Annotated in this window: 21 protein-coding genes; 13 read left to right on the plus strand and 8 right to left on the minus strand. The window is 68.6% G+C overall.

Annotated elements, in window-relative coordinates; all coding sequences use genetic code 11:
• Positions 1–71 precede the first annotated feature (71 nt).
• The 5 genes from COA17_RS04355 to COA17_RS04375 all read right to left on the minus strand — a co-directional run bounded on the left by COA17_RS04355 (position 72) and on the right by COA17_RS04375 (position 5,209).
• The gene (locus COA17_RS04355) at positions 72–1,385 is read right to left on the minus strand and encodes a sensor histidine kinase (RefSeq protein WP_096610351.1); all 1,314 of its coding nucleotides are present in this window, start codon (positions 1,383–1,385) and stop codon (positions 72–74) included.
• Between the two features lie 52 nt (positions 1,386–1,437).
• Entirely contained in the window at positions 1,438–2,160 is a 723-nt protein-coding gene (locus COA17_RS04360; RefSeq protein WP_066484575.1) for a response regulator, read from the minus strand.
• Positions 2,161–2,242: 82 nt separating this feature from the next.
• Positions 2,243–2,746 carry a hypothetical protein gene (locus COA17_RS19530; RefSeq protein ID WP_245857410.1) on the minus strand — a complete coding sequence of 168 codons (504 nt, stop codon included), beginning with the start codon at positions 2,744–2,746 and terminating at the stop codon, positions 2,243–2,245.
• A gap of 126 nt (positions 2,747–2,872) precedes the next feature.
• On the minus strand, positions 2,873–3,655 hold the full coding sequence (locus COA17_RS04370; protein ID WP_066486333.1) for a thioesterase family protein: 783 nt from the start codon (positions 3,653–3,655) through the stop codon (positions 2,873–2,875).
• Positions 3,656–3,673: 18 nt separating this feature from the next.
• Positions 3,674–5,209 carry a class I adenylate-forming enzyme family protein gene (locus COA17_RS04375; RefSeq protein ID WP_096610817.1) on the minus strand — a complete coding sequence of 512 codons (1,536 nt, stop codon included), beginning with the start codon at positions 5,207–5,209 and terminating at the stop codon, positions 3,674–3,676.
• Between the two features lie 69 nt (positions 5,210–5,278).
• Here COA17_RS04375 and COA17_RS04380 point away from each other — a divergent pair, with 69 nt between their 5' ends.
• The gene (locus COA17_RS04380; protein ID WP_096610819.1) at positions 5,279–6,064 is read left to right on the plus strand and encodes an SDR family NAD(P)-dependent oxidoreductase; all 786 of its coding nucleotides are present in this window, start codon (positions 5,279–5,281) and stop codon (positions 6,062–6,064) included.
• On the opposite strand, the gene COA17_RS04385 is transcribed toward COA17_RS04380, so the two are convergent.
• Entirely contained in the window at positions 6,061–6,759 is a 699-nt protein-coding gene (locus COA17_RS04385) for a glutathione binding-like protein (protein WP_066484370.1), read from the minus strand. The genes COA17_RS04380 and COA17_RS04385 overlap by 4 nt on opposite strands.
• A complete protein-coding gene (locus COA17_RS04390) occupies positions 6,756–7,553 on the minus strand; it encodes an MFS transporter (RefSeq protein ID WP_096610355.1) in 798 nt (265 codons plus the stop codon). Before COA17_RS04390 ends, COA17_RS04385 begins: the two co-directional genes overlap by 4 nt.
• 290 nt (positions 7,554–7,843) lie before the next feature.
• Between COA17_RS04390 and COA17_RS04395 the strand changes: the two genes are divergently transcribed.
• The 5 genes from COA17_RS04395 to COA17_RS04415 all read left to right on the plus strand — a co-directional run bounded on the left by COA17_RS04395 (position 7,844) and on the right by COA17_RS04415 (position 15,702).
• Positions 7,844–9,064, plus strand: coding sequence for an acyl-CoA dehydrogenase family protein (locus COA17_RS04395; RefSeq protein ID WP_066484368.1), 1,221 nt, complete (start codon positions 7,844–7,846; stop codon positions 9,062–9,064).
• Between the two features lie 133 nt (positions 9,065–9,197).
• Positions 9,198–10,265, plus strand: coding sequence for an acyl-CoA dehydrogenase family protein (locus COA17_RS04400; protein WP_066489318.1), 1,068 nt, complete (start codon positions 9,198–9,200; stop codon positions 10,263–10,265).
• Between the two features lie 225 nt (positions 10,266–10,490).
• On the plus strand, positions 10,491–13,304 hold the full coding sequence (locus COA17_RS04405; RefSeq protein ID WP_096610821.1) for a TonB-dependent receptor: 2,814 nt from the start codon (positions 10,491–10,493) through the stop codon (positions 13,302–13,304).
• Positions 13,305–13,457: 153 nt separating this feature from the next.
• The gene (locus COA17_RS04410; protein ID WP_096610357.1) at positions 13,458–14,756 is read left to right on the plus strand and encodes a spinster family MFS transporter; all 1,299 of its coding nucleotides are present in this window, start codon (positions 13,458–13,460) and stop codon (positions 14,754–14,756) included.
• 94 nt (positions 14,757–14,850) lie between these two features.
• Entirely contained in the window at positions 14,851–15,702 is an 852-nt protein-coding gene (locus COA17_RS04415; protein ID WP_096610359.1) for an AraC family transcriptional regulator, read from the plus strand.
• Positions 15,703–15,966: 264 nt separating this feature from the next.
• Here COA17_RS04415 and COA17_RS04420 read toward each other — a convergent pair whose 3' ends face one another.
• Positions 15,967–17,202, minus strand: coding sequence for a TetR/AcrR family transcriptional regulator (locus COA17_RS04420; protein ID WP_066490615.1), 1,236 nt, complete (start codon positions 17,200–17,202; stop codon positions 15,967–15,969).
• A 155-nt stretch (positions 17,203–17,357) separates the two neighbouring features.
• Here COA17_RS04420 and COA17_RS04425 point away from each other — a divergent pair, with 155 nt between their 5' ends.
• The 7 genes from COA17_RS04425 (at position 17,358) to COA17_RS20030 (ending at position 24,468) form a co-directional block, all read left to right on the plus strand.
• Positions 17,358–18,665 (plus strand): acyl-CoA dehydrogenase family protein, encoded by a 1,308-nt coding sequence (locus tag COA17_RS04425; RefSeq protein ID WP_096610361.1) that lies wholly within the window; start codon positions 17,358–17,360, stop codon positions 18,663–18,665.
• Between the two features lie 35 nt (positions 18,666–18,700).
• Positions 18,701–19,789: a Zn-dependent alcohol dehydrogenase gene (locus tag COA17_RS04430; RefSeq protein ID WP_066490715.1), complete on the plus strand. Its 1,089-nt coding sequence runs from the start codon at positions 18,701–18,703 to the stop codon at positions 19,787–19,789.
• Positions 19,786–20,841, plus strand: a complete 1,056-nt coding sequence (locus COA17_RS04435; protein ID WP_096610363.1) for a phosphotransferase family protein — start codon at positions 19,786–19,788, stop codon at positions 20,839–20,841. Before COA17_RS04430 ends, COA17_RS04435 begins: the two co-directional genes overlap by 4 nt.
• Before the next feature lie 71 nt (positions 20,842–20,912).
• Positions 20,913–21,677, plus strand: a complete 765-nt coding sequence (locus COA17_RS04440; RefSeq protein WP_066490726.1) for an SDR family NAD(P)-dependent oxidoreductase — start codon at positions 20,913–20,915, stop codon at positions 21,675–21,677.
• A gap of 112 nt (positions 21,678–21,789) precedes the next feature.
• A complete protein-coding gene (locus tag COA17_RS04445) occupies positions 21,790–22,602 on the plus strand; it encodes an SDR family NAD(P)-dependent oxidoreductase (RefSeq protein WP_082741045.1) in 813 nt (270 codons plus the stop codon).
• A 65-nt stretch (positions 22,603–22,667) separates the two neighbouring features.
• Entirely contained in the window at positions 22,668–23,753 is a 1,086-nt protein-coding gene (locus tag COA17_RS04450; protein ID WP_096610365.1) for a catalase family protein, read from the plus strand.
• A 58-nt stretch (positions 23,754–23,811) separates the two neighbouring features.
• Positions 23,812–24,468, plus strand: a complete 657-nt coding sequence (locus COA17_RS20030; protein WP_096610823.1) for a methyl-accepting chemotaxis protein — start codon at positions 23,812–23,814, stop codon at positions 24,466–24,468.
• The last annotated feature ends 1 nt before the right edge of the window (position 24,469 follow it).

A 24,469-nucleotide genomic window follows, 5' to 3' on the forward strand; every position in this document is an offset into this window, starting at 1 on the left:
TACACGGGCGCGCGAAGTCGATAGCGCGGCGGGCAAGACCTGCGTCGCGGGGCCGTAGAAAAACTATGCGTTCATCGCGGCAGCGTGATCGTCGCGCGCAGTCCGCCGCCGTCGCGCGCGGCCAGCACGATCTCGCCGCCCGCCTCGCGCACGATCGACCGCGCCAGCGCGAGCCCCAGTCCGATCCCGCCGGTATCGCGATTGCGCGAGGTTTCGAGGCGGATGAACGGATCGAACACGTCGTCCAGCCGCTCCGGCGGGATGCCCGGGCCGCGATCGGCGACATGGATGGCGGCGTGCCGCTCGCCGGCCTCCAGCGTGACCTCGGCCGCGCCGGCATATTTGACGGCATTCTCGATCAGGTTGCGGATCGCGCGCCGGATCAGCGACGGGCGCAGCCGCATCCGCAGCCGCTCCGCTTCCTCGAAGGTGACGGCGGCGCCCAGATCGCGGAAATCCTCGACCACGGCATCGACCAGCGCGGCCAGATCGACCTCGGTCGGCGGCTCGCTGGGGCGGCCCATCCGCGCAAGCGACAGGATATCGTCCAGCGTCCTGTTCATCTCCGCGATGGTTTCCACCATGCGCGCGCGATCGGTGTCGTCCTCGACCGATTCGACGCGGACGCGCAACGCCGCCAGCGGGGTGCGCAGGTCGTGGCCGATCGCGCCGAGCATCCGGTCCTTTTCGTCCAGCATCGCGGTGACACGCAGCCGCAGCGCGTTGAACGCGGCGATCACCGCCTGCACGTCGGGCGGGCCGTTTTCCGCCAGCGGCACCGGCGCGGAGGCGGGGGAATAGGCGCGCGCCGCGGCGGCGAGTTCGCGCAGCGGCCGCGAGATGCGCCGCGCGATCCACAGCACCGGCAGCAGCACCGCGCCGTACAGGATCAGCGTCTGCGCCAGCAGCCGCCAGAACAGCCGCGAATCGTTGCGCGACCATGGCGAGGCGACGACCAGCCAGCGTCCGCCGGGCTGCTGCACCGCCATCACCAGCGCATCGCGGCGCTGCGACGCCATGCCGTCGCGGGCCATCATCCGCCGTTCGATGCGGGTGGGGCGCAGCGCATATTGATTGGGGGAGGCGAGCGCGACGGCGACCCGGCGCACCGGCACGCCCAGCTCGGCGAGCTGCGATGCCAGTTCGTGCGCCAGATCGGGCTGGGCATGCATCGCCGGGGTCAGCGGGCTGGCGGCGGCGATCCGCACCCGCCCACGATCCTGCAACAGCGCCCGTCCCTGCGCCTCGCGATCGAGCGCGTCGGCGATCTGCACCGCGGCGGGGCGAGTCGCCTGCGCCACGCGAAAGGCGGTACGATCGCGCAGGACCAGCGCAAGGTTGAACGCCTGCGCCACGAACAGCGCCAGCGCGACCAGCAGCGCCATCTGCCCCGCCAGGCTGCGCGGCCAGGGAAGGCGGCGGGTCACGGGCGTGGCGTCACAGGCGGGTCACGTCGGTGGACAGCGCGTAGCCGCCGCCCCAGACGGTCTTGATGATCTCCGGCGATTTGGGATCGGCTTCGATCTTGCGGCGCAGGCGGCTGACCTGATTGTCGATCGCGCGATCGAAGGCGGCGGCCTCGCGCCCTTGCGTCAGGTCGAGCAACTGGTCGCGGGTGAGCACCTGTCGCGGGCGCTGCACCAGCGCGAGCAGCAGATTGTATTCGCCGGTCGACAGCGCCACCGACACGCCTTCGCGATCGACCAGCGCGCGCTCCCCGGTCTTCAGTACCCAGCCGGCGAAGGCGTAGGAGCCGCTTTCCGGCGCATGCTGGCGCAGGCCGCCGCCACCCGCCGCGCGGCGCAGCACGGTCTTGATCCGCGCCGCCAGCTCGCGCGGGGAAAAGGGCTTCACGACATAATCGTCGGCGCCCATCTCCAGCCCGACGATGCGGTCGGTTTCCTCGCTGCGCGCGGTCAGCAGGATTATCGGCGTCTCGCCGGTGGCGCGGATGTGGCGGCATAGCGACAGGCCGTCCTCGCCCGGCATCATGATGTCGAGTACGATCAGGTCGATCGCATAGGCGGCCAGCCGCGTGCGAGCGCTTTCGGCGTCGCCCGCCTGCGTCACGCGAAACCCCTGCTTGGTCAGATATACCGCCAGCGGTTCGCGGATCGAGCGTTCGTCATCGACGAGCAGGAGGTGAGGTGTGTCGCCCATCACGTCCGGGATTGGCATGGCGGATACCCCGATGGGAAGCCCCCGCATCCGCCCGCCGCAGCGGACGGATGCGGGCGTGCGATCAGTTCGCGCCGTCGTCGCCGCCGGTCATCCGTGCGCGCATCAGCAGGCGAGCGGCCTCGCGCTCGCGTGCGTCGACGACCCCGTCATGGTTGGTATCCATCCGGTCGAACATCCGCAGCGCGCGCTCGCGGAATTCGGCCTGGGTGATTTCGCGCGCCTTCATCCCGCGCCCCTTGCCGGCACGATCGGGGCCGGCGCGGTCCGGGCGACCGGCGGTCGCCGCATCGCCGCCGCCGCGCGCGGCCCGGCGCGCGTCGCGCCAGGCGTGGCGTTCCTCGGCGGTGACGGTGCCGTCGTGGTTGGCGTCCATCGCGGCGAAGCGGCGATCGGCGGCGGCGATCGCGTCCGCGCGGGTCTGGGAACGGGCCGGATCCGGGGCAAGGGTGGTCGGGGCAGGGGTGGTCGGGGCGGCAGCGGGCGCGGCCTGCGCGGCGGCGAGCGCGGGTGCGCCGGCCAGCAGCGTGCCGCCCAACGACAAGGCAAGGAGCAGGGACTTGTTCACGGTCGATCCTTCCGAAAAGGGGTTCGACGGCGGCCGATTAGGGGGATGCCGCCGTCGATGGCCCTTCGTACTCGCGGCCTGTCGTCCACCTGTGTCGCGGTAACCCCGAAAGTGTCGCGAAATGTATCAGCCGAAGATAACCACCGACTGCATCTGCTCCGCGACCTTCTCCCCCCGCGCGTTCCACACCCCCATCACCTGCGACGAACTGCCGCCGCGCGCGTAATCGGCGTCGGAACGCAGCAGCCACCAGCCGTCGTCGGTAGCGGGCGTCGGGCCGAGGATGTTGAGCATCCAGGTCAGCGAGCTCATCGGCACGTTCTTGCCCAGGATGCGCAGCGCCGCCGGGGGCAGGCAGTCGGCGATCGCGACCAGCTCCACCATCGGATCGATGCCGTCGCGATCGTTCAGCCGCGTCCAGCGCAGCCATTCCGCGGGCTTCAACGCGGGGCCTTCGCGCCGGTCGAGGAATTCGAACTGCTGGGTGAAGGCGACGTGCGGATTGCCCCTGAACGTAGTGTCGCCGGAGCCGGGGCGCGGGAAGTCGGGGGCGGGGGTGTCCTCATGGTCGATCTGGCTATCCACCGCGCGCATGAACACGAAGGTGCAGCGCAGGCCCAGTCCCGCCTCGCTTTCCACATTCGCCTCGATGAAGGCGGCGTTCTTGCCGCGGCGCAGGCGGCGGGTGGTGACGGTCACCGGGCCGGCGAGCGGACCGATGAAGCTGACCTGGGCCGAGCGAAGCGGCGGCAAATCGGTGTCGGAACGCATCGCGCAATGAAGCGCGATCGCGCTCGACAGCCCGCCATAAGCGGTGCGCCCCTGCAACCAGTTGTCGGGGATGATGCCGCGCCAGCTGGCGCCGTCGTCCTGCGGCTCCAGCGCCGCCAGCACGTCTTTCAGGTTCATGTGGTGCCCCTTTTTTCGTCAGGCGAATTCGCCGGCGGCCAGCCGGTCGCGCAACTCGCGCTTCAGCACCTTGCCGATCGCGCTGCGCGGCAGCTCGTCGGTGGCATGGAGCGCCGACAGCCGCTGCGTCTTGCCCAGTTTCGCGTTGGTGTCCGCCAGGACGGTCGCCGCATCGGCGGTGGTGCCCGCGCGCGGGACGTAGAAGCCGACCGGCGTCTCGCCCCATTGCTCGCTCGGCACGCCGACGACGGTGCCGTCCGCGACCGCGGGATGCTGCGCCAGCACCGCCTCGATATCCGACGGGTAGATGTTGAACCCGCCGGAGATGATCATGTCCTTCTTCCGGTCCATCAGGATCAGGAAGCCGTCCTCGTCGAAGCGGCCGACGTCACCGTGCCGGATGAAGCGTTCGCCCTGCGGCGAGACCCAGGTCGCGTCGGCGGTGGCCTGTTCGCGGCCGTGATAGCCGTTCATCATCGCGGGCGAGCGGCCGACGATCTCCCCGGTGGCGCCGGGGGGGACTTCGTTGCCGTCGTCGTCGATCAGGCGGATGTCGTGCCCCGGCATTGGGCGGCCGACGGTATGCAGTTTGTCGGGATGTTCGGTGGCGTTGAGGCCGCAGCTGCCGCCACCTTCGGTCATGCCGTAATATTCGACCAGCAGGCCGGGCCAGCGCGTCAGGACGTCGCGCTTCAGTTCCGGCTTGAACGGGGCGGAGGTGCACGTCTTGAACCGGAACGACGCGAGGTCGAAAGCGTCGAAATCGGGCAGCGCCATGATCCGCTGATACTGTACCGGCACCAGCATCGTGTGCGTGGCGCGATAGTGCTGCGCCAGTTCCAGATAGCGACGCGCGTCGAATTTCTTCATCAGCACCACGCTGCCGCCCCAGGCGAGCGTCGGCAGGAAGCTGACCAAAGTGGTGTTCGAATAGAGCGGCGTCGCCAGCAGCGTGACCGCGCGGTCGAACCCGGCGGCGGCGTTGCGCGACAGATGCTGCCAGCGCATCGCATGGCTCTGCACGATCCCCTTGGGAATGCCGGTGGTGCCGGAGGAATAGATGATGTTGAACCCGTCGCCGGGCGCGATCGTGACCGGCGCGGGGGCGGCGTCGCCGCGGGCGAGCCAGGCGTCCAGTTCCTCCAGCATCAGGACGCGCGCGGCGATCGCCTGCCCGGACAGCGCGGCGGCGTTGGCGGCATCGAGGAAGACGATGTCCGCACCGGAATCGGCGATCATCCCGGCGATCTGCTCCGGCGTCGCCGACGGCTGGATGGGCGCGGCGACCGACCCGGCGCGCAGCGTTCCCAGGAACACCGCTGCCTGCGCGACAGAGGGATAGGAGACCGAGGCGACCGCCTGCCGCTGCGCGGTGCCGTCGCGCTGGAGCGCGGCGGCGATGCGGTTCATCAGCCGGTCAAGCTCGGCATAGCTGATCGCGCTGTCGTCATCGGCGATCGCCAGCTTGTCCGGGTGGCGCAGCGCATTGGCGCGGATGAGATCGGGCAATGTACCGAAATCACGGTCGAGCAGATCGGCGGCAGTGGTCGTCATGATCGCCATGGCTAGGCGAAGCGGACCGCGAATGCCATACGCGATCTTCGAAAACCATAGGAGCGGATGATGCGGGACGCAGTGGCGATCGTGACCGGGGGTGGGACCGGGATCGGGGCGGCGGTGGTGCGGCGGTTGGGGGCGCGTGGGGTGCGGTGCGTCGTCAATTATGCATCGAGCCGCGACGAGGCGGAGGCGTTGGTCGCCGAGGTAGGGAATGGCGCGATCGCGGTGCGAGCGGATATCGCCGATGACGGCCAGTGCCGGGCGCTGGCCGCGGCGGCGGCGGAGACGTTCGGTCGCGTCGACTTCCTGGTCAACAACGCCGGGCGCACCAAGTTCGCCGCGCATGAGGACATGGACGCGCTGGATGCCGAGGATTTCATCGACATCTACCGCCTGAACACGATCGCGCCGTTCCAGATGATCCGCGCCTGCGCCCCGCACCTGCGGCAAAGCGACATGGGCGCGGTCGTCAACGTGGCGAGCGTCGCGGGCGTGTTCGGGATCGGATCGTCGGTCGCCTATGCCGCGTCCAAGGGCGCGTTGATCACGATGACCAAGAGCCTGGCGCGCGTGCTGGCGCCGGCGATCCGCGTCAATGCGGTGGCGCCGGGCTATGTCGGGACCGGCTGGTTCGAGAAACGGCTGGGCGAGCAGGGGTTTGCGGCGCTGAACGACAAGGTCGCGGGCGCGCTGCCGATGGCGATGGCGGCGGGGCCGGACGATATCGCGGGGCCGATCGTGATGCTGCTGGACCCCGCCAGCCGGGTGATGACCGGCGAGGTCCTGCTGCTGGACGGGGGCGGGCATCTCGACATCGGGATGAGCCGCCGCCCGGGGCGGGAAATCTAGCGCGCCGGGGTTGACGACTGGCCAAACAGGACCCGGCGCTGTTCGTCGGTCATCTCGGCGGGCTGGGGCTGGATCTCGCGCCCCCGGGCATAGGCACGCTCCACCGCGGGGCGCGCCTTGATCGCGGCATGCCAGCGCGACAAATGGGGGAAATCGGCCATGTCCTGCCCCTGCGCCTCCGGCAGGATCCACGGGAAGGCGGCCATGTCGGCGACGGTATATTCGTCGCCGATTACGAACTCGCGCCCCTCAAGCCGGCGATCAAGGACGCCGTACAGGCGGTTGGTTTCCTTCACATAACGGTCGATCGCATAGGGGATCTTCTCCGGCGCGTAGCGGCCGAAATGATGGTTCTGCCCGGCCATCGGCCCCAGTCCGCCCATCTGCCACATCAGCCATTGCAGCACGTCGACATGCGCACGTGGCGTGGCGCCGCCGAACCGGCCGGTCTTGTGCGCCAGATAGAGCAGGATCGCCCCCGATTCGAACACGCTGATCGGCGCGCCGCCATCGGTGGGCGCGCGATCGACGATCGCGGGCATCCGGTTGTTGGGGGCGATGGCCAGGAAATCGGGCGCGAACTGTTCGCCCTTGCCGATGTTGACCGGGTGGATCGTGTAGTCGAGGCCCGTTTCCTCAAGAAAAATCGTGATCTTATGGCCATTGGGGGTGGGCCAGTAATGCAGGTCGATCATGCGCTGTCTCCATCGGGAGCGCGAAGAGTGGGGACGAGCAGCGCGACGATCAATGCCGCGACGCCGATCAGCACCTCGGCGATCAGGAAAGCCAGCCCGTCGAACCCGCGCGCGGCGCCCCACGCCAGGCTTTGCGAGGCGAGCAACGGGCCGATGATCGCAGCGACCGAATTGAGGCTGCCGAGCCCGCCCTGCAACGCGCCCTGCCGCTGCGCATCGACCAGCCGGCTGAGCAGCCCGTTCATCGCGGGCCATGCCAATGCCCCCAGGCAACCCACGAGGAAGAAGGCATAAACCTGCCGCCCATGGGTGGTGAAGGCATAGGCGAACAGCGTCGCGGCGCTGCACCCCAGGCCCAGCACGGCGGTGGTCCGCTCACCCAGCCGGCGGACGGTCCGCGCGGTCAACGTCGCCTGCACGATCAGCTGGAGCAGCCCGACCCAGGCGAGGCTCCAGCCGATCTGCGTCGCGTTCCAGCCGAAGCGGATCGTCGCCCAGAAGCTCCAGACGGCGGGATAGACGACGCCGCCGACCTGCCACACGAACCACGCCACCAGCAGCGGCGCGGCGCGCCCGGCGGCGAACAGCGGGCGGAACGCGCCGACCACATGCGCATCGCGCCAGACGAAATCGCGGCGGTGCTCGGCGCGCAATGTTTCGGGCAAGAACAGGAACATGGCGGCGGCATTGAGCGCGGCCAGCGCGGCGGCGGCGACGAACGGCGCGCGGTGGCCGAAGGTCGCGACGAGGCCGCCGAGCGCGGGGCCGATGATGAAGCCGATCCCGAAACGCACTCCGATTCCCCCTTTTGGCGCGCACGGTAGTCCCGAAAGCGGCCTTTAGACACCTTTTGTTCGCGGTGGGAGGCGGGTGATGCGGGGTAAAATGCGTCACCGGAACCGGTTTGGGCGGTCAAAATGCGGCACGTGCCGCGTTCGGAGCGCGCCTGCGCGCGTGCCGACCGCACCGGCCGGTCGCGCCGCGCGCTTCGCGCTTTGCATCGCCCGGCAAACGTGTCATGGGTGGCGAGCATACCCGATCTTCAGAATCGGGAACCCGATCCGATCACGCGGAGAATGATGTCATGGCCACGGCCCCCGAACTGGACCGCCCCGCCGACGCCCTCGACGGTTTCCGTCAGGAAGCGCGCAGCTGGCTGGAGGCGAACTTCCCCCCGTCGCTGAAGGGGCATGACAATGCCATGTCGGCGGTGGAGGGGCCGACCGAGGAGACGCCCGAGCAGAAGGCATGGCGCGAGGCGATGGGCGCCAAGGGCTGGGGCGTGCCGACCTGGCCGAAGGAATATGGCGGCGGCGGGCTGTCGCGGGCCGAGGCGCGCGTGCTGCAGGACGAGATGGCGCGGATCGGCGCGTGGAACCCGATCGGCGGCATGGGTGTGATGATGTTCGGCCCCACGCTGCTGGAATATGGCACGGAGGAGCAGAAGCAGGCGCATATCCCCGGCATCGTCCGCGGCGAGGTGCGCTGGTGCCAGGGCTATTCAGAGCCGGGCGCGGGATCGGACCTCGCCAGCCTCCAGACCTTCGCCGAGGATCGGGGCGACCATTATGTCGTCAACGGGCAGAAGACCTGGACGTCGGGCGGGCAATGGGCCGACAAATGCTTCGCGCTGGTGCGCACCGACAAGTCGCAGAAGCACGCCGGCATCAGCTTCCTGCTGATCGACATGGATGCCGAGGGTGTCGAGACGCGGCCGATCCGCCTGATCAGCGGGCAGTCGCCGTTCTGCGAGACGTTCTTCACCAACGTGAAGGTGCCCAAGGGCAATCTGGTCGGGCGCGAGGGGCAGGGCTGGGAAATCGGCACCCGCCTGTTGCAGCACGAGCGCAGCTCGCTGTCGGGTGGCAGCGGTTCGGCGAGCCGGATGAACGCGGGCAGGAGCGTGCCGGAGATCGCGAAGAAATATCGCGGCGCGGATGGCGAGGGGCGGATCGGCGATGCCGACCTGCGCACCCGCATCATCAAGCACGAGATGGACCAGCGCGCCTTCGCGCTGACGCTGCGGCGTGCCGCGTTGGAGGCCAAGGGCAATGCCGGGCCGTCGGCGGCGACCAGCATCATGAAGAACGTCGGCGCGCGCATCACGCAGGACCGTGCCGAACTGAACATCGAGATCATGGGGATGCAGGGCCTGGGCTGGGAAGGCGAGGGCTTTGCCGAGGACGAACTGGCGCAGACCCGCAGCTGGCTGTGGGGCAAGGCGGTGTCGATCTATGGCGGCTCGACCGAGATCCAGAACAACGTCATCGCCAAGCGTATCCTGGGGATGCTGGACCACCAGTAAGGGTGCGGCGGTAGAGATCGGCTAGGCGCGGCGGCGGACGGATCGCCGCGTCAGGAGAGGGCCGGGTAGAGGGGTGCGCCCGCCAAGAGGCGCCCCCTCCCCGGTTATCCTCGACGAAACGGGAGAGACGACGGTGGCGGTACTCAACGACGAACAGGTGATGCTGCGCGACATGGCGCGCGAATGGGCCGACAATGAAGGCCCGGTGGCGGCGTTCCGCAAGATGCGCGCCGCCGCACCGGCCGAGCGGTTCGACCGCGACGCCTGGGGCGCGATCGGCCAGATGGGCTGGGCGGGCGTGGTAATCCCGGAGGAATTCGGCGGATCGGCGTTCGGTTACCTGTCGCTGGGGCTGGTCGTGGAGCAGCTGGGCCGCAACCTGACCGCATCGCCGCTGGCATCGACCGCGGTGGCGGCGAGCGCGATCGTGATGGGATCGTCCGACGCGGCGAAGCAGACGTGGCTGCCGCAGCTGGCATCGGGCGAGAAGATCGCGACGCTGGCGGTGGACGAGGGGCCGGTGCATGACGGTGCGGTATCCGGCACCACGGTCGCCGGCGGGCGGCTTACCGGCGCCAAGCCGTTCGTCGCGGAGGGCGACGGCGCGGACGTGTTCGTCGTCGCCGCGCAGGACGGGCTGTACCTGGTCGAGAAGGGCGAGGGCGTGACCGTCAGCCACCGCCACATGGCCGACGAGCGCAGCCACGCGCATGTCGCGTTCGACAATGCCCCGGCGGAAAAGCTGGGCGGGCCGGAGCTGACCGCGGCGGTGGTCGACCGCGCGGCGGCGGTGACCTGTGCCGAGATGCTGGGGATGGCCGAGGCGGCGTTCCAGCAGACCAACGATTACCTCAAGCAGCGCGTGCAGTTCGGGCAGGTGCTGTCGACGTTCCAGGCGCTCCAGCATCGCATGGCCAGGCAATTCACCGAATTGCAGCTGATGCGATCGGCGGTCGAAGGCGCGCTGGAGGCGATCGACGCCGGGCGCAGCGACGTCGACCAGGCGGTGAGCCTGGCCAAGGCGACCGCGGGCGAGACGCTGAAGCTGATCAGCCGCGAGATGGTGCAGCTGCACGGCGGGGTGGGCATGACCGACGAATATGACGCCGGCCTGTACCTGAAGCGCGCGGCGGTGTTGGAGGTGATGTGGGGGAACAGCGCGTTCCACCGCGACCGCTTCGGGCGGCTCAACGGATACTGACCGGGCGGCGCGCCACGGCGGCGCGGCGGACGATGCGCGATCGGGCGCGCGGCCATCGGCAGGCCGCGCGCCCGTTTTCGTTTGGAGTGCGACATAGAAGCATCGGTCGGTCCACTTCGGTAATATAACACCATTTTTCACTTGTAATTCATTCTCCGAATCGCTCCAATCGAAGACGCGGTACGATCGTCAGGGAGATGCGACGACCGCGACGGGAGAGAGATGATGACCAGGTACACGCTGCTGGCCGCGTGCGCGGCCGCCTGTTTCGTGGCGCCGATCGCGGCGGCGCAGGCGACCACCGATGCCAACGCCGGACAGGCGGCGCCTGCGGACCAGACCGCTGGCGGCGCGCAGGACCTCAACGCCGCCGACATCGTCGTGACCGCGCAGGGGCGCGCGCAGGCGCTGGCCGACGTGCCGGTGGCGATTTCCGCGGTGAACGCCGACAGCTTGGCGCTGTCGGGTGCCAACGACATCCGCCAGCTCAACCAGTTGGCGCCGTCGCTGCTGGTGACCTCGACGGGCTCGGAAGCGAACGGTTCGCCGCGCATCCGCGGTATCGGTACGGTCGGCGACAACCCCGGCCTGGAAAGCTCAGTCGTCGTGCTGATCGACGGCGTCTATCGCTCGCGCGCCGGCATCGGCCTCAACGAACTCGGCGAGATCGACCGGGTCGAGGTGCTGCGCGGCCCGCAGGGCACGCTGGGCGGGCGCAATTCGTCCGCCGGCCTGATCTCGGTCGTCAGCAAGCGGCCCAGCTTCACGTTCGGCGCCAATGGCGAGGTGACCTACGGCAATTTCGACTTCTGGCGGCTGGCCGCCGGGGTCACCGGGCCGATCAGCGAAACGCTCGCCTTCCGGCTCGACGGCGTCTACGTGAAGCGCGACGGCTTCTACAACGATCGCACCAACGATACGACGATCAACGATCGCGACCGCTTCTTCGGGCGTGCGCAGCTGGTCTTCGAACCGACCGACGCGATCAGCTTCCGGCTGATCGGCGACTATACCAAGCGCGACGAAAGCTGCTGCGCGGCGACCTATGTCAGCCCGTCGATGAACGAATTCATCGGCAACCTGACCACGCCGGTCGGCTCGGTCAACGCGGGCGTCGCGGCGGGGAGCAACGGCAACAACATCATCAACGTGCTGCGCGACCTGGGCCAGAACCTGGGGGCGTTCAACCAGAATTACAGCCGCGACGTCTCCGTCACACCGGGCCGCAGCTATGGCGGCAAGATGGAGGACTGGGGCGTATCGGGGCAGCTCGACTGGGACTTCGGCGGCGTCAAGCTGACGTCGATCACCGCCTATCGCGATTATTATAACACCCAGGCCGGTGACGTCGATTACGGCACCGTCGACATCCTGTACAACGCCAACGACGGCAACAACCGCCGCCAGTTCCGCACCTTCACGCAGGAGCTGCGGCTGAACGGCAGCGCGTTCGGCGACAAGCTCGACTGGCTGATCGGCGGCTTCTTCATGGACGAAAAGTATCGCGGGCGCAGCAACCTGCGCTTCGGCAGCCAGTACGGCCGCTTCGCGACGTGCCGCCTGATCAGCGGCGGCGGGCTGGCGGCGCTGTACAATCCGGCGGCGGCGGGCTGCGTCGCCAGCCAAGCGGCGTTCTCGGGCGCGTTCGGGGCGGCCGGCGCGCCGCTGCTCGCCTCGCTGCTGCGGCTCGACGGGCTCAATGATCGCGGCTCGACCGTGGATTTCTACAACCAGAACACCACCAGCTTCGCGGCGTTCACGCACAATATCATCCACATCACCGACACGTTCGACCTGACGCTGGGCCTGCGCTACACCAAGGACAAGAAGCGCTTCTCCGCGACGTTCGGCAACGACAACGTCGCCTGCACGCAGAACCAGGCCGCGTTGACGCCGTTCCTGACCAACACCGCGCTTGCGGCGGTGGCCGGCGGCATCATCGGCCTGTCGTGCCAGGGCAATTCGACCGCGGAGCTGAACGGCGTCAGCATCGCCGACGAGCGCAGCGAGGACGAATTCACGGGCACCGCCATCGCGTCGTGGAAGCCGATCGACGACCTGCTCGTCTACGGCAGCTATTCGCGCGGCTACAAGGCGGGCGGTTTCAACTTCGACCGGTCCGCGCTGAAGGCGCCGACGCTGCCCTTCGCCAGCTTCGGCGGGGGCAGCGCGCAAGCCGGGGCACAGGCGCTAGCGCGCAACCTGCAGTTCGATGCCGAGACGGTGAACGCCTTCGAAATCGGCTTCAAATACGCGACCGGGCCGTTCAGCCTGTCGGCAGCGGCGTTCCGTCAGGACTTCAGCAATTTCCAGCTGAACACCTTCGACGGTACGGTCTTCATCGTCGAGAACGTCAACGGCTGCTCGTCCAGCCTGGGCGGCGGCGATCGCGACCAGAGCAAGTTCACCGCGGCACCGAACTACAATGCCGCGGCGGCGACCACCGGCGCGTGCCCGAGCGGCGACGTCGGCTATGGCGTGCGATCGCAGGGCGTCGAGCTGGAAGCGACGCTGGTCCCGATCCGCGACTTCCGCGTCACGGCGGGCATGACCTATGCCGACACCAAGTTCCGCGAGCAGCTGGTCGGCCGGGCCAGCGGCGCACCGCTGAACCAGGCGCTGCGCAAGCTGCCGGGGCAGCAACTCTCGCTGGCCGCGCCGATCACGGTGACGGGATCGGTCGCCTTCACCCCCGACATCGGCAGCAGCGGCCTGTCGGCGCTGTTCTACGTCGATACGCGGCTGACGGGCGACTATAACACCGGGTCGGACCTGTTCCCGCAAAAGGTGCAGGACGGCTTCGCGCTGGTCAACGCGCGCGTCGGCATCCGCGGGCCGAGCGAGCGGTGGGCGGTCGAGCTGTGGGCGCAGAACATCTTCAACAAGGATTATGCGCAGGTCGCGTTCAATTCGCCGTTCCAGGAAGGCGCCAACACCGCCGCGTTCCAGGATCCGCAATATCCCGGCGGCCGGCAGATCTTCTCGAACTTCCTGGCCGAGCCGCGCACCTATGGCGTGACGCTGCGCGGGCGATTCTGACCGGGCCGGGGCGGGCGGCGGCATCTGTGTGATGCCGTCGCCGGTCCCGCCGGTACATTATTGTAATGAATGTTTTCCATGTCGCATCCTGTCGCCGCGCCGGGTCGCAACGGCTAGCCTCATCCGACAAAAGACAAAAATGAGGAGAGGCGGATGACCCCGATCACGCACCGGCGGGAAATCGACGAGACCCTGGTCCTCAAGCGCCGCTGGATCACGCTGGCACTGCTGACGCTGACCTATTTCTTCAGCTTCATGGACCGGCAGATCCTGGCGATCCTGCTGGAGCCGATCAAGCGCGACCTGTCGCTGAGCGATACGCAGCTGGGGCTGCTGTCGGGGCTGGTGTTCGCGATCTTCTACGCCACGCTGGGCATCCCGATCGCGCGGCTGGCAGACCGGACCAGCCGGCGCAACATCATCGCCGCCAGCCTGGCGGTGTGGAGCGTGATGACCGCATTGTGCGGCGTGGCGCAGAACTTCACGCAGCTGCTGCTGGCGCGCGTCGGCGTGGGCGTGGGCGAGGCGGGGGCGGGGCCGCCGAGCCAGTCGATCATCGCCGACCTGTACCCGCCCGAAAAGCGCGCCAGCGCGATGGCGATCTATTCGCTGGGCGTCCTGCTGGGCGGGGGGCTGGGGATCATGATCGGCGGCAATGTCGCGCACGCTCATGGCTGGCGCGCGGCGATGCTGGTGGTCGGCATCCCGGGCATCGTGCTGGCGCTGATCGTGCGGCTGTTCGTCGCCGAGCCGCGCCGCGGCCTGTCCGACGTGCAGCGCGTCGCGGAGGAGGAGGCCGAACCGCTGCCGAGCATGTGGCGCGGCTTCCTGGCGATGCTGCACAATCCGGCGGCGGTGTATCTGGTGGCGGGCATGACGCTGACGTCGCTGGTCGGCTATGCGCTGACCGGCTGGGGCCCGAGCTACATGCAGCGGTCGATGGGCATGTCGATGCTGACGGTCGCCAATTACATCGCGCTGCCCGCCGCGCTGGTCGGCGGGGCGAGCGCGCTGCTGGGCGGGGCGATCGCCGACCGGATGGCGAAACGCTACGGCCTGCACGCGCAGGCATGGGTGATCGCGGCGATGAAGGCGATCGCCTTTCCGTTCGCCGTATCCTTCTATTTCTTCGATTCGGTGCCGGTCGCGCTGGGCGCCTATTTCGTGTCGCTGCTGTTCGCGGGCGTCTATCTGGGGCCGACCTATGCGCTGATCCAGCATCTGGCGCCGCTGCGGCTGCGCGCGATGTGGGCGGCGCTGACGCTGCTGATGGTCAATCTGATCGGGCTGGGACTGGGGCCGCTGGCGGTCGGGCGGCTGAGCGACCTGATGCGGCCGGCGCTGGGCGACCAGTCGCTCCGCTACGCGATGCTGGCGGTGGCGATGATGACGCCGGTGCCGATCTTCCTGTACTGGCGCGCCGGCGTATTGATGCGCCGCGCCGCGCGCTGATCAAATCGTCCCGTTTTGGAACAATCGCTTGCCCGATGCCGCGCGCTCCGTATGAGAGCGGCATGATAACGCCTTCTGGGGGGAAGGGCAGGGGATGGACGATCAACACGGGCCGGTCGGCTATTGGGCGCCGCCGGCGGGCCTGACGGGGTATGTCACCGGTTTCCATCGCTTTCGCGTGCCCGACGTACCGGGCGGCTATCGCGACATCCTGCTGCCCAGCCCGGCCACGATCCGCATCGCGCTGCACGATGGCGCACGCTGGTCCACCCGCATCGGCAATCGCGTGTTCGACAATGTGCCGGACCGCACCTTCATGGGGCCGACCAGCCAGGCGGGACAGGTGGCGGTGGAGGGCAGCGGCACGCTGATCGGCGTGGGCCTGCGTCCGATCGGCTGGGCGCAATTGTTCGGCGGCGACCTGTCGCGCCATGCCAACCGGGTCGTGCCGCTGGCGACGCTGGACGGCGGGGGCGAGGCGCTGCGCGATGCGCTGGCGGCGGCGGAGGCGGCGGGCGACAGCCCGGTCGCAGCGTTCGCGGCATGGCTGGAGACGCGGTTGCAGCGCCGCCCGCCCGCCGACCCGCGAATCCCGGTGCTGACGCGGTTGCTGGACGATCCCGCGACCAGCCGGATCGAGGCGGTGGCCGAGACGCTGGAGATGACGCCGCGCGCGCTGACCACGCTGACGCGCGCGACGTTCGGGTTCACGCCCAAGGTGCTGCTGCGCCGCAACCGTTTCCTGCGCGCGTTGTCGGCGATTCTGATCGACCCGGCATCGGGCGCGAGCGCGCTGGAGGCGGCGGGTTACTGGGATCGGTCGCACTTCCTGCGCGACAGCCACCTGTTCCTGGGCTGTTCGATCCGCGATTTCGTGCGGCAGCGCGGGCCGATGAACCAGCTGGCGATCCAGCGGCGCGTGGAGGCGCTGGGCGAACCGGTGTGAGGGGGCGGGACGGGTAAGCCGTTGCGGTGCGGGGCGTTGGGTGTCGTCGTCGGAGGCGATGGCGTCCGTTCGTCATGCCGGAACGGGTCCGAGGTGACGGACTTTGCCGGGTGCGGGCAGCGCGGTTCGGGGAGCTTTCGGCTCGTCCCGGCTTCACCGTTCCGCGTCGTCAGCCAGTTCAGCGCGTGCGCGGCGATGGATGCCGGATCACGTCCGGCGTGACGGGGAGGGCGCGGGCATGTCGCCCGATCCGTTTGCCGTCGCTCACGCCTCCAGCGCGCGGTCGTCGAACATGCCGAACATCAGCGTGGAGGCGTAGAGCGCGATCGCGCGGTCGCGCGGCATCGGCCAGGCCCATTTGCGCATGTCGAACGCGGCGTTGAGCAGCGCCATCATCGCCTGGCTGGCGACCAGGCAGTCGAGCGGGCGGATCGTCCCCTCGGCGATGCCGTCCATCATCGTGCCGGCGATGCGGCGCGCGATGCGGTTCGAGCGGTCGACCATCGACTGGCGCTCCCCCGCGGGCAGCCCGCTGAGCGCGGTGGTGCGCAGCAGCGATGCCTGATCGGAGAATTGCACCGCCAGCAGCGCGGCGACGGTATCGCACAGCCGCTGCCAGTGGGTGCCGCCCATGCGATCGGCCAGCGCCTGCGTCGCGGTGATCGTGTCGAAGCTGCGGCGGTAGCAGGCGACGACCAGATCGTCCTTGGCATCCAGATGGTGGTAGAAGCTGCCCTTGGTGACGTTCAGTTCCGACGCGATCCGCTGCACCGACGCGCCGCGATAGCCCAGTTCGTTGATGAGCCGCGTGGCGGCGAGCAGGAACGCCTCGCGCCCCGGTACGACGTCGTCGACCGGCACCTCCATCGGGCGCGGCGCCCACAGCGCGCCCGGCCCCGCGACGCCGCGGCGGAAGAAGTCGATCAGCCAGGCTTCGATCCGCGCATATTGATCGGCGTCGTAACGCGGCAGCCAGACCGGCAACCAGAAGATGTTCTCCAGCAGGACGTGTGCGCGCGCGCCCGCCAGATCGGTGCGTGCGCGGCCCAGACCGTCCCCCCACAAGGCGCGGGTGCGGCGAAACACCTCCCGCCAGGTGGTCATCAGGCGGCCGCGCGCCGGCTCGTCCATGGCGCGCAGGTCGGACAGGACCGCGAACGGGCGTTCCTCGCCGCGCTCGATCCGCGCCAGCCGCGCCATGTTGATCGCGACGAAGCGTCCGACGCGCTCCTCCGGCGTGGTCGCCTCCGCCGCTTCGTCCAGCATCGCCAGCAGATAGTCGAGCGTATGTTCGAAGGCGGCGGCGGCCAGATCCTCCTTGCGCTTGAAATAATAGGTGACGCTGGTGGTGTTGAGCCCGACGCGGCGCGCGACATCGGCGAAGGTCATGCCCTTCGCGCTCTGTTCGTTGATCGCTTCCGCGGCGGCGGCCAGGATCGCCTCGCGCTTTTCCCGGAAGCGGCGCGTGCTGGTGTTTTCGCTGATGTGGACGTCCCCCATCCGAGTCACGTTAGCATGCGCGTTTCGAAGGTACAGTCCCTTTTCCTGCGCATCGCATCGCCACGGTGACGCGGGGGTATCGCGATCAAACAGGCGCTTTACCGAAGATGCGGTATGGCCTAAGCCCGCATCCGAAACCGAATTGGAGAGATGCGATGGATTTCACGCTGAGCGAACGGGAAACCTATTTCCGCGACCGGGTCCGCGAGTTCATCGCCAAGGAAATCGCCCCCCGCCAGGCCGAGCACGACCGCCAGCACCACGAAGGCGATCCGTGGAAGGTGATCCCGGTGATCGAGGAGGTCAAGGCCAAGGCGCGCGAGGCGGGGCTGTGGAATTTCTTCATGCCGCCGCATTCGGGCCAGCAGCATGTCGACGACACGTTCCAATTCGAGGGCACGCAGCTGACCAACCTCGAATATGCGCTGTGCGCCGAGGAGATGGGCCGGGTGGGATGGGCGAGCGAATGCTTCAACTGCTCCGCCCCCGATACCGGCAACATGGAAGTGCTGCACCGCTACGGCACGCTGGCGCAGAAGGAGGAGTGGCTGCGCCCGCTGATGAACGGCGAGATCCGCTCGGTCTTCCTGATGACAGAGCCGGCGGTCGCATCGTCCGACGCCACCAATATCGAGACGCGGATCGAGCGCGACGGCGACCATTATGTCGTCAACGGCCGCAAATGGTGGTCGTCGGGGGTGGGCGATCCGCGCTGCAAGATCGGCATCCTGATGGGCAAGACCAGCTTCGAGGGATCGCGCCACCAGCAGCAGAGCCAGATCCTGGTGCCGATGGACACGCCGGGCGTGAAGATCGAGCGGATGCTGTCGGTCTATGGCTATGACCATGCACCGCACGGCCATGGCGAGGTGAGCTTCACCAACGTGCGCGTGCCGGTGGAGAACATCCTGCTGGGCGAGGGGCGCGGGTTCGAGATCGCGCAGGGGCGGCTCGGGCCGGGGCGCATCCACCATTGCATGCGCACGATCGGCGTCGCCGAGGTCGCGATCGAGAAGATGGCCAAGCGGCTGCTGAGCCGCGTCGCGTTCGGCAAGCGGATCGCCGACCATTCGATCTGGGAACAGCGGATCGCGCGCGCGCGCATCGACATCGAAATGACGCGCCTTCTCTGCCTGAAGGCCGCCGACATGATGGACAAGGCCGGCAACAAGGCCGCGCAGCAGGAAATCGCGATGATCAAGGTGCAGGCGCCCAACATGGCGCTGCAGATCCTAGACGATGCGATCCAGGCGCATGGCGGCGGCGGCGTGGCGGAGGATTACGGGCTGGCGCATGCCTGGGCCGCGATGCGCACGCTGCGCTTCGCCGACGGCCCGGACGAGGTCCACAACCGTGCGATCGCCCGCAACGAATTCGGCAAGCATGGCGAATGGAAGGCCGAGCGCCCGTCGAACGACCGCGGGCCGGAGGTGTCGAGCGGCGATATCGGGGTGAGCCGGTAAGCGCGGCGGCAGGACGATAGCGAGAGGACCGAAACATGAAGGCCGCAGTCCTGTTCGAGACGCGACAACCGCTGGAGGTGGCGGACGTCGTCGTCGCCAAGCCGGCCCCGCGCGAGGTGTTGATCCGCACGCGCGCGGTCGGCGTGTGCCGGTCCGACCTGCATTTCGTCGACGGCACCTATCCGCACGCGCTGCCCGCGATCCCCGGGCATGAGGCGGCGGGCGTGGTGGAGGCGGTGGGCAGCGAGGTGCGCACCGTCAAGCCGGGCGACCATGTCGTCACCTGCCTGTCCGCCTTTTGCGGACATTGCGAATTCTGCATCACCGGCCGCATGTTCCTGTGCGTCAGCGGCGAGACGCGGCGCGGCAAGGGCGAGGCGCCGCGGCTGACGCTGGCGGACGGCGGCGTCGTCAACCAGATGCTGAACCTGTCCGCCTATGCCGAGATGATGCTGGTCCACGAACATGCGTGCGTCGCGATCGACCGCGACATGCCGCTGGACCGGGCCGCGCTGATCGGCTGCGCCGTGACGACCGGCGCGGGCGCGGTGTTCAACACCAGCGACGTATCGCCGGGCGAGACGGTGTGCGTGGTGGGATGCGGCGGGATCGGGCTGGCCGCGGTCAACGCCGCCAAGATCGCCGGCGCGGGCAAGATCATCGCGCTGGACCCCGTCCCCGAAAAGCGCGCAATCGCCGAGAAGCTGGGCGCGACCCACACGTTCGATGCGCTGGCCGAGGGCGTCGTGGCCGAGGTGGTCGAACTGTCGAAGGGCGGGGTCGACCATGCGATCGAGGCGGTCGGACGCCCGCAGTCGGCGGCGACCACCGTATCGGTGCTGCGCCGCGGCGGCACCGCGACGATCCTGGGGATGATGCCGCTGTCGGAAAAGGTCGGGCTGTCGGCGATGGACCTGCTGTCGGGCAAGAAATTGCAGGGCGGGTTGATGGGATCGAACCGCTTCCCCGTCGATATCCCGCGGCTGGTCGACTTCTACCAGCGCGGTCTGCTCGACCTCGACACGATCATCGCCGAGCGCGTGCCGCTCGACCGGATCAACCATGCGTTCGACGAGCTCCGCAAGGGCGACGCGACGCGCAGCGTCATTACCTTCGACGCATGACCGACAGCAATCTTCAGTCCGAGATCGCCGAGCGCGACCGGCTCGACACCGATCGCCTGAGCGCGTGGATGCAGGCGCATGTCGAGGGCTTCGAAGGCCCGCTGACCTATGCCAAGTTCGCTGGCGGGCAATCCAACCCGACGTACAAGTTGCAGACGCCGGCGCGCAACTACGTCCTGCGGCGCAAGCCGATGGGCGAGTTGCTGCCGTCCGCGCACCAGGTGGACCGCGAACATCGCGTGATGGCCGCGCTGCACCCCACCGGCTTCCCCGTGCCGCGCCAGTACGGCCTGTGCGAGGACGATGCGGTGATCGGTTCGGCCTTCTACGTCATGGAGATGGTCGTCGGACGGACGATCTGGGACGGCGCGATGCCCGACCTGACCCCGGCGCAGCGTCGCGACCATTATCATGCGATGATCGACACGCTGGCCGACCTGCACAATGTCGATCATGTCGCCGCCGGGCTGGAGACGTTCGGGCGGCCCGGCAATTATTTCGAGCGGCAGGTATCGCGCTGGATCAAGCAGTATCGCGGTGCCGAGACCGAGCACATGCCCGCGATGGAAAGCCTGATCGAATGGCTGCCGCGCACGGTGCCCGAGCAGACGCGCACGTCGATCGTCCATGGCGACTATCGCGTCGACAACATGATCTTCGCGCCCGGTACCGAGCCGCGCGTGCTGGCGGTGCTGGACTGGGAATTGTGCACGCTGGGCGATCCGATCGCGGACCTGACCTATTATCTGATGAGCTGGGTGACCGAACCGGAAGGGCGATCGGGCGTGATGGGGCTGACCGGTCCCGACACCGGCATTCCGCACCTGGAGGAGATGCTGGAACGCTATTGCGCGCGGACCGGGCGCGACGGCGTGCCGCAGCTCGACTGGTATTTCGCGTTCAACCTCTTCCGGCTGGCCAGCATCGTCCAGGGCATCAAGAAGCGCGTGCTGATCGGCACCGCCAGCAATGCGCGTGCGGAGGAAACCGCCAAGCGCGTGCCGATGCTGGCGGATGCGGCGTGGGGATTTGCGCAGAAGGCAGGGGCCTAGCCGGCGCCGCACAAGAAACGGGGAGACCCCAGCCTGCGCTGGGGTGATGCCCGGGAACTCCAGGAGGGATGATGTCGCTGTTCGATCTGACCGGGAAGGTCGTGCTCATCACCGGATCGTCGCGCGGGATCGGGAAGGCGAGCGCGATCGCCTGCGCCGAACAGGGCGCGAAGGTGGTGATTTCCAGCCGCAAGCAGGATGCGTGCGAGGCGGTGGCGGGCGAGATCAACGCGCGTTTCGGGGCCGGGACCGCGATCGCGGTGGCGGCCAATATCTCCGACAAGGCCGGGTTGCAGGCGCTGGTGGATGCGACGCGCGCAGCGTTCGGTCGGATCGACGTGCTGGTGTGCAACGCGGCGTCCAACCCCTATTACGGGCCGCAGGAAGGGATCGCCGACGACCAGTTCCGCAAGATCCTGGACAACAACATCATCTCCAACCACTGGCTGATTTCGATGGTGGCGCCGGAGATGAAGCAGCGCGGCGCGGGCAGCATTGTCATCGTCAGCTCGATCGGCGGCCTGCGCGGATCGACGGTGATCGGCGCTTATTGCATCAGCAAGGCCGCCGACATGCAGCTGGCGCGCAACCTGGCGCACGAATACGGCCGCCACGGCATCCGCGTGAACTGCATCGCGCCGGGGCTGATCAAGACCGATTTCGCCAAGGCATTGTGGGAGGATGAGGCGGCGGTGGCCGAGCGCAACGCGACCACCCCGCTGCGCCGCATCGGCGAGCCGGAGGAGATCGCCGGCGCGGTCGTCTATCTGGCCAGCCCCGCCAGCGCGTTCATGACCGGGCAGACGATGGTGATCGACGGTGGCGTGACGATCTGAACCCCCCGCGTCCGTCACCCCGGCTTCGTGCCGGGGTCCACCGTGCGGCGGGCGCATCGCATGAATTCATCACCGGCGCGCGCGGCCCGGTGGATGCCGGAACAAGCCCGGCATGACGGAGGGTGAAATGCGGTTCCAGGACAAATCGATCATCGTCACCGGCGCGGGTTCGGGCATCGGGCGCGCGGCGGCGACGCTGTTCGCGGCCGAGGGCGGGCGCGTGGTGGTGGCGGACATCAACGACACCGCCGACGCCACCGCGCAGGCGATCCGCGATGCCGGCGGCACCGCCGAGGCGATCCGCATCGATGCGGGCAACGAGGATGACGTGGCGAAGACGGTCGCGCTGGCGGTCGAGCGGTTCGGCGGGCTGGACGTGATGTTCGCCAATGCCGGCATTTCGGGCGGCATGGCCAATATCTTCGACACCGACGTATCGCTCATCACCGAGGTGCTGCGCGTCAACCTGATCGGTCCGTATCTGGCGGTGAAGCATGCCGCGCCGCATATCGCCGAGCGAGGCGGCGGGGCGATCATCCTGACCGCCAGCGTCGCGGGTATCCGATCGGGCGCGGGATCGCCGGCCTATTCGGCGTCCAAGGCGGGTGTCATCAACCTGGCGATGGTGTCGGCGCAGCAGCTGTCGGGATCGAACGTGCGCGTCAACGCGATCTGCCCCGGGCTGACGGAAACGGGGATGACCAAGCCGACGTTCGACTATGCGCGCGACGCGGGCAAGATGGACCGCGTCGGCCGGCTGAACCCGCTGCGCCGTGGTGCGCAGCCCGAGGAGCTGGCGAAGGTGGCGCTGTTCCTGGCGAGCGACGATGCCAGCTATGTCAACGGACAGGCGATCGCGGTCGATGGCGGGCTGTCGTCGAGCCACCCGGTGACCAAGCAGGAATATGGCCGCACCGCGGTGTAGCGGACCGCGCGACGGAACGGGTCGCGGCTGACACGGGTTTCTCCCGCGATCTGAGGAGAAACATCATGGCCGCGCCCGTCCGTTACACCCCCGCCGTCGAGGACGTGAAGCCGGACGAGGCCGACGTGGTCCGCCAGCTGAACGAGACGTTCGACACGATCCTGGAGACGACCGCGAAGGATTACGGCCATGCGGTGCGCGCGGTCCATGCCAAGTCGCACGGCATCATCGAGGGCACGCTGACGATCGACGCCGACCTGCCGCCCGAGCTGGCGCAGGGGCTGTTCGCGACGCCGGGCGAGCACAAGGTGTTCCTGCGCCTGTCGACCAATCCGGGCGATATCCTGGACGATGCGATCTCACTGCCGCGCGGGCTGGCGATGAAGGTTCTGGACGTTCCGGGCGAGCGGCTGCCGGGTGCCGAGGGGAACACGCAGGATTTCGTGATGGTCAACGCCACCGCGTTCCAGGCGAAGAGCGCCGACGCGTTCCTGGGCAACCTGAAGCTGCTGGCGAAGACGACCGATGTGGCGGAGGGCGGCAAGAAGATGCTGTCCGCGGTATTGCGCGGAGTGAACGGCGCGCTGAGCGCGGTGGGGATCGAGAGCGCGGCGATCCGCACGCTGGGCGGCGCGCCCAATGTCGATCCGCTGGGCGAGACCTATTACAGCGCGACGCCGTTCCGATATGGCGACCATATCGCCAAGTTCAGCCTGAAGCCGGTGGCGCCGGGGCTGCGCGAGCGCAATGGAGCGATCATCGACACCTCCGGGAACCGCGACGCGATCCGCGCGACGGTGCGCGAGGAGATGCAGCGGATGGACGGCGAATGGGAATTCCGCGTCCAGCTGGCGCGCGACCCGCAGCGCCAGCCGGTCGAGGATGCGACCGTCGAATGGGACGAGGCCGAGGCGCCGTTCGCGCGCGTCGGCGTAGTGCGGGCGCGGGCGCAGGACAGCTGGGATGCGGACCGTGTCGCGGCGGTCGACGAAGGAATGCGGTTCAGCGTGTGGACCGGGCTGGCGGCGCACCAGCCGCTGGGCAACATCAACCGCGCGCGCCGCGACACCTATCGCCACTCCGCCGAGTTTCGCGCGCGGACGAACGGCTGCCCGATCCACGAACCGGGACGAATGGTCGAGCCGGCGTGATCGCTTAGCGGCGCGTTAACCGTTGCGGGTGCACGCGTTCGGCACGGAAGCAGTGGTGATGGTGGCGATGCAGAGCGATCTGTTGTGGGAAGCGATCGACCGATCGCAGCTGGTGATCGAATTCTCGCCAGACGGCATCGTCCGCAATGCCAATGCGCTGTTCCTGCGCGCCGCCGGCTATCGCCTGCAGGAGATCGTCGGGCGGCATCACCGCATCTTCTGCGCGCGCGAGGACGCCGGATCGCCCGAATATGCCGCCTTCTGGCGCAGGCTGTCGTCGGGGCAGGCCGAGGCGGGGCGATTCCACCGGCTGGCCGCGGACGGCCGCGACCTGTGGTTGCAGGCGACCTATACCCCGGTGCCGGGCCGCGACGGAACGGTCGAGCGGATCGTCAAGTTCGCGGCGGATATCACCGACGAGGTCCGCCGGCAGGGCGAGCTGCGCTCGCAGCTGAGCGAGATCGCGCGCCATCGCCTGGTCGCCGACGAACGGCGCGATGAAACCGACGCGATGCTCACCAAGCTGGGCCGGGTGGTCGATTCGATCGCGGGCATCGCGGAGCAGACCAACATGCTGGCGCTCAATGCCTCGATCGAGGCGGCGCGCGCGGGCGCGGCGGGGCGCGGCTTCGCGGTGGTGGCCAGCGAGGTCAAGAAACTGGCCAACGACACCCATGCCGCAACGGCGCGGGCGCGCGCGATGATCGCGGGCTGAC

The sequence above is a fragment of the Sphingomonas ginsenosidimutans genome (genome assembly GCF_002374835.1).
GTDB classification, from domain to species: Bacteria; Pseudomonadota; Alphaproteobacteria; order Sphingomonadales; family Sphingomonadaceae; genus Sphingomonas; species Sphingomonas ginsenosidimutans.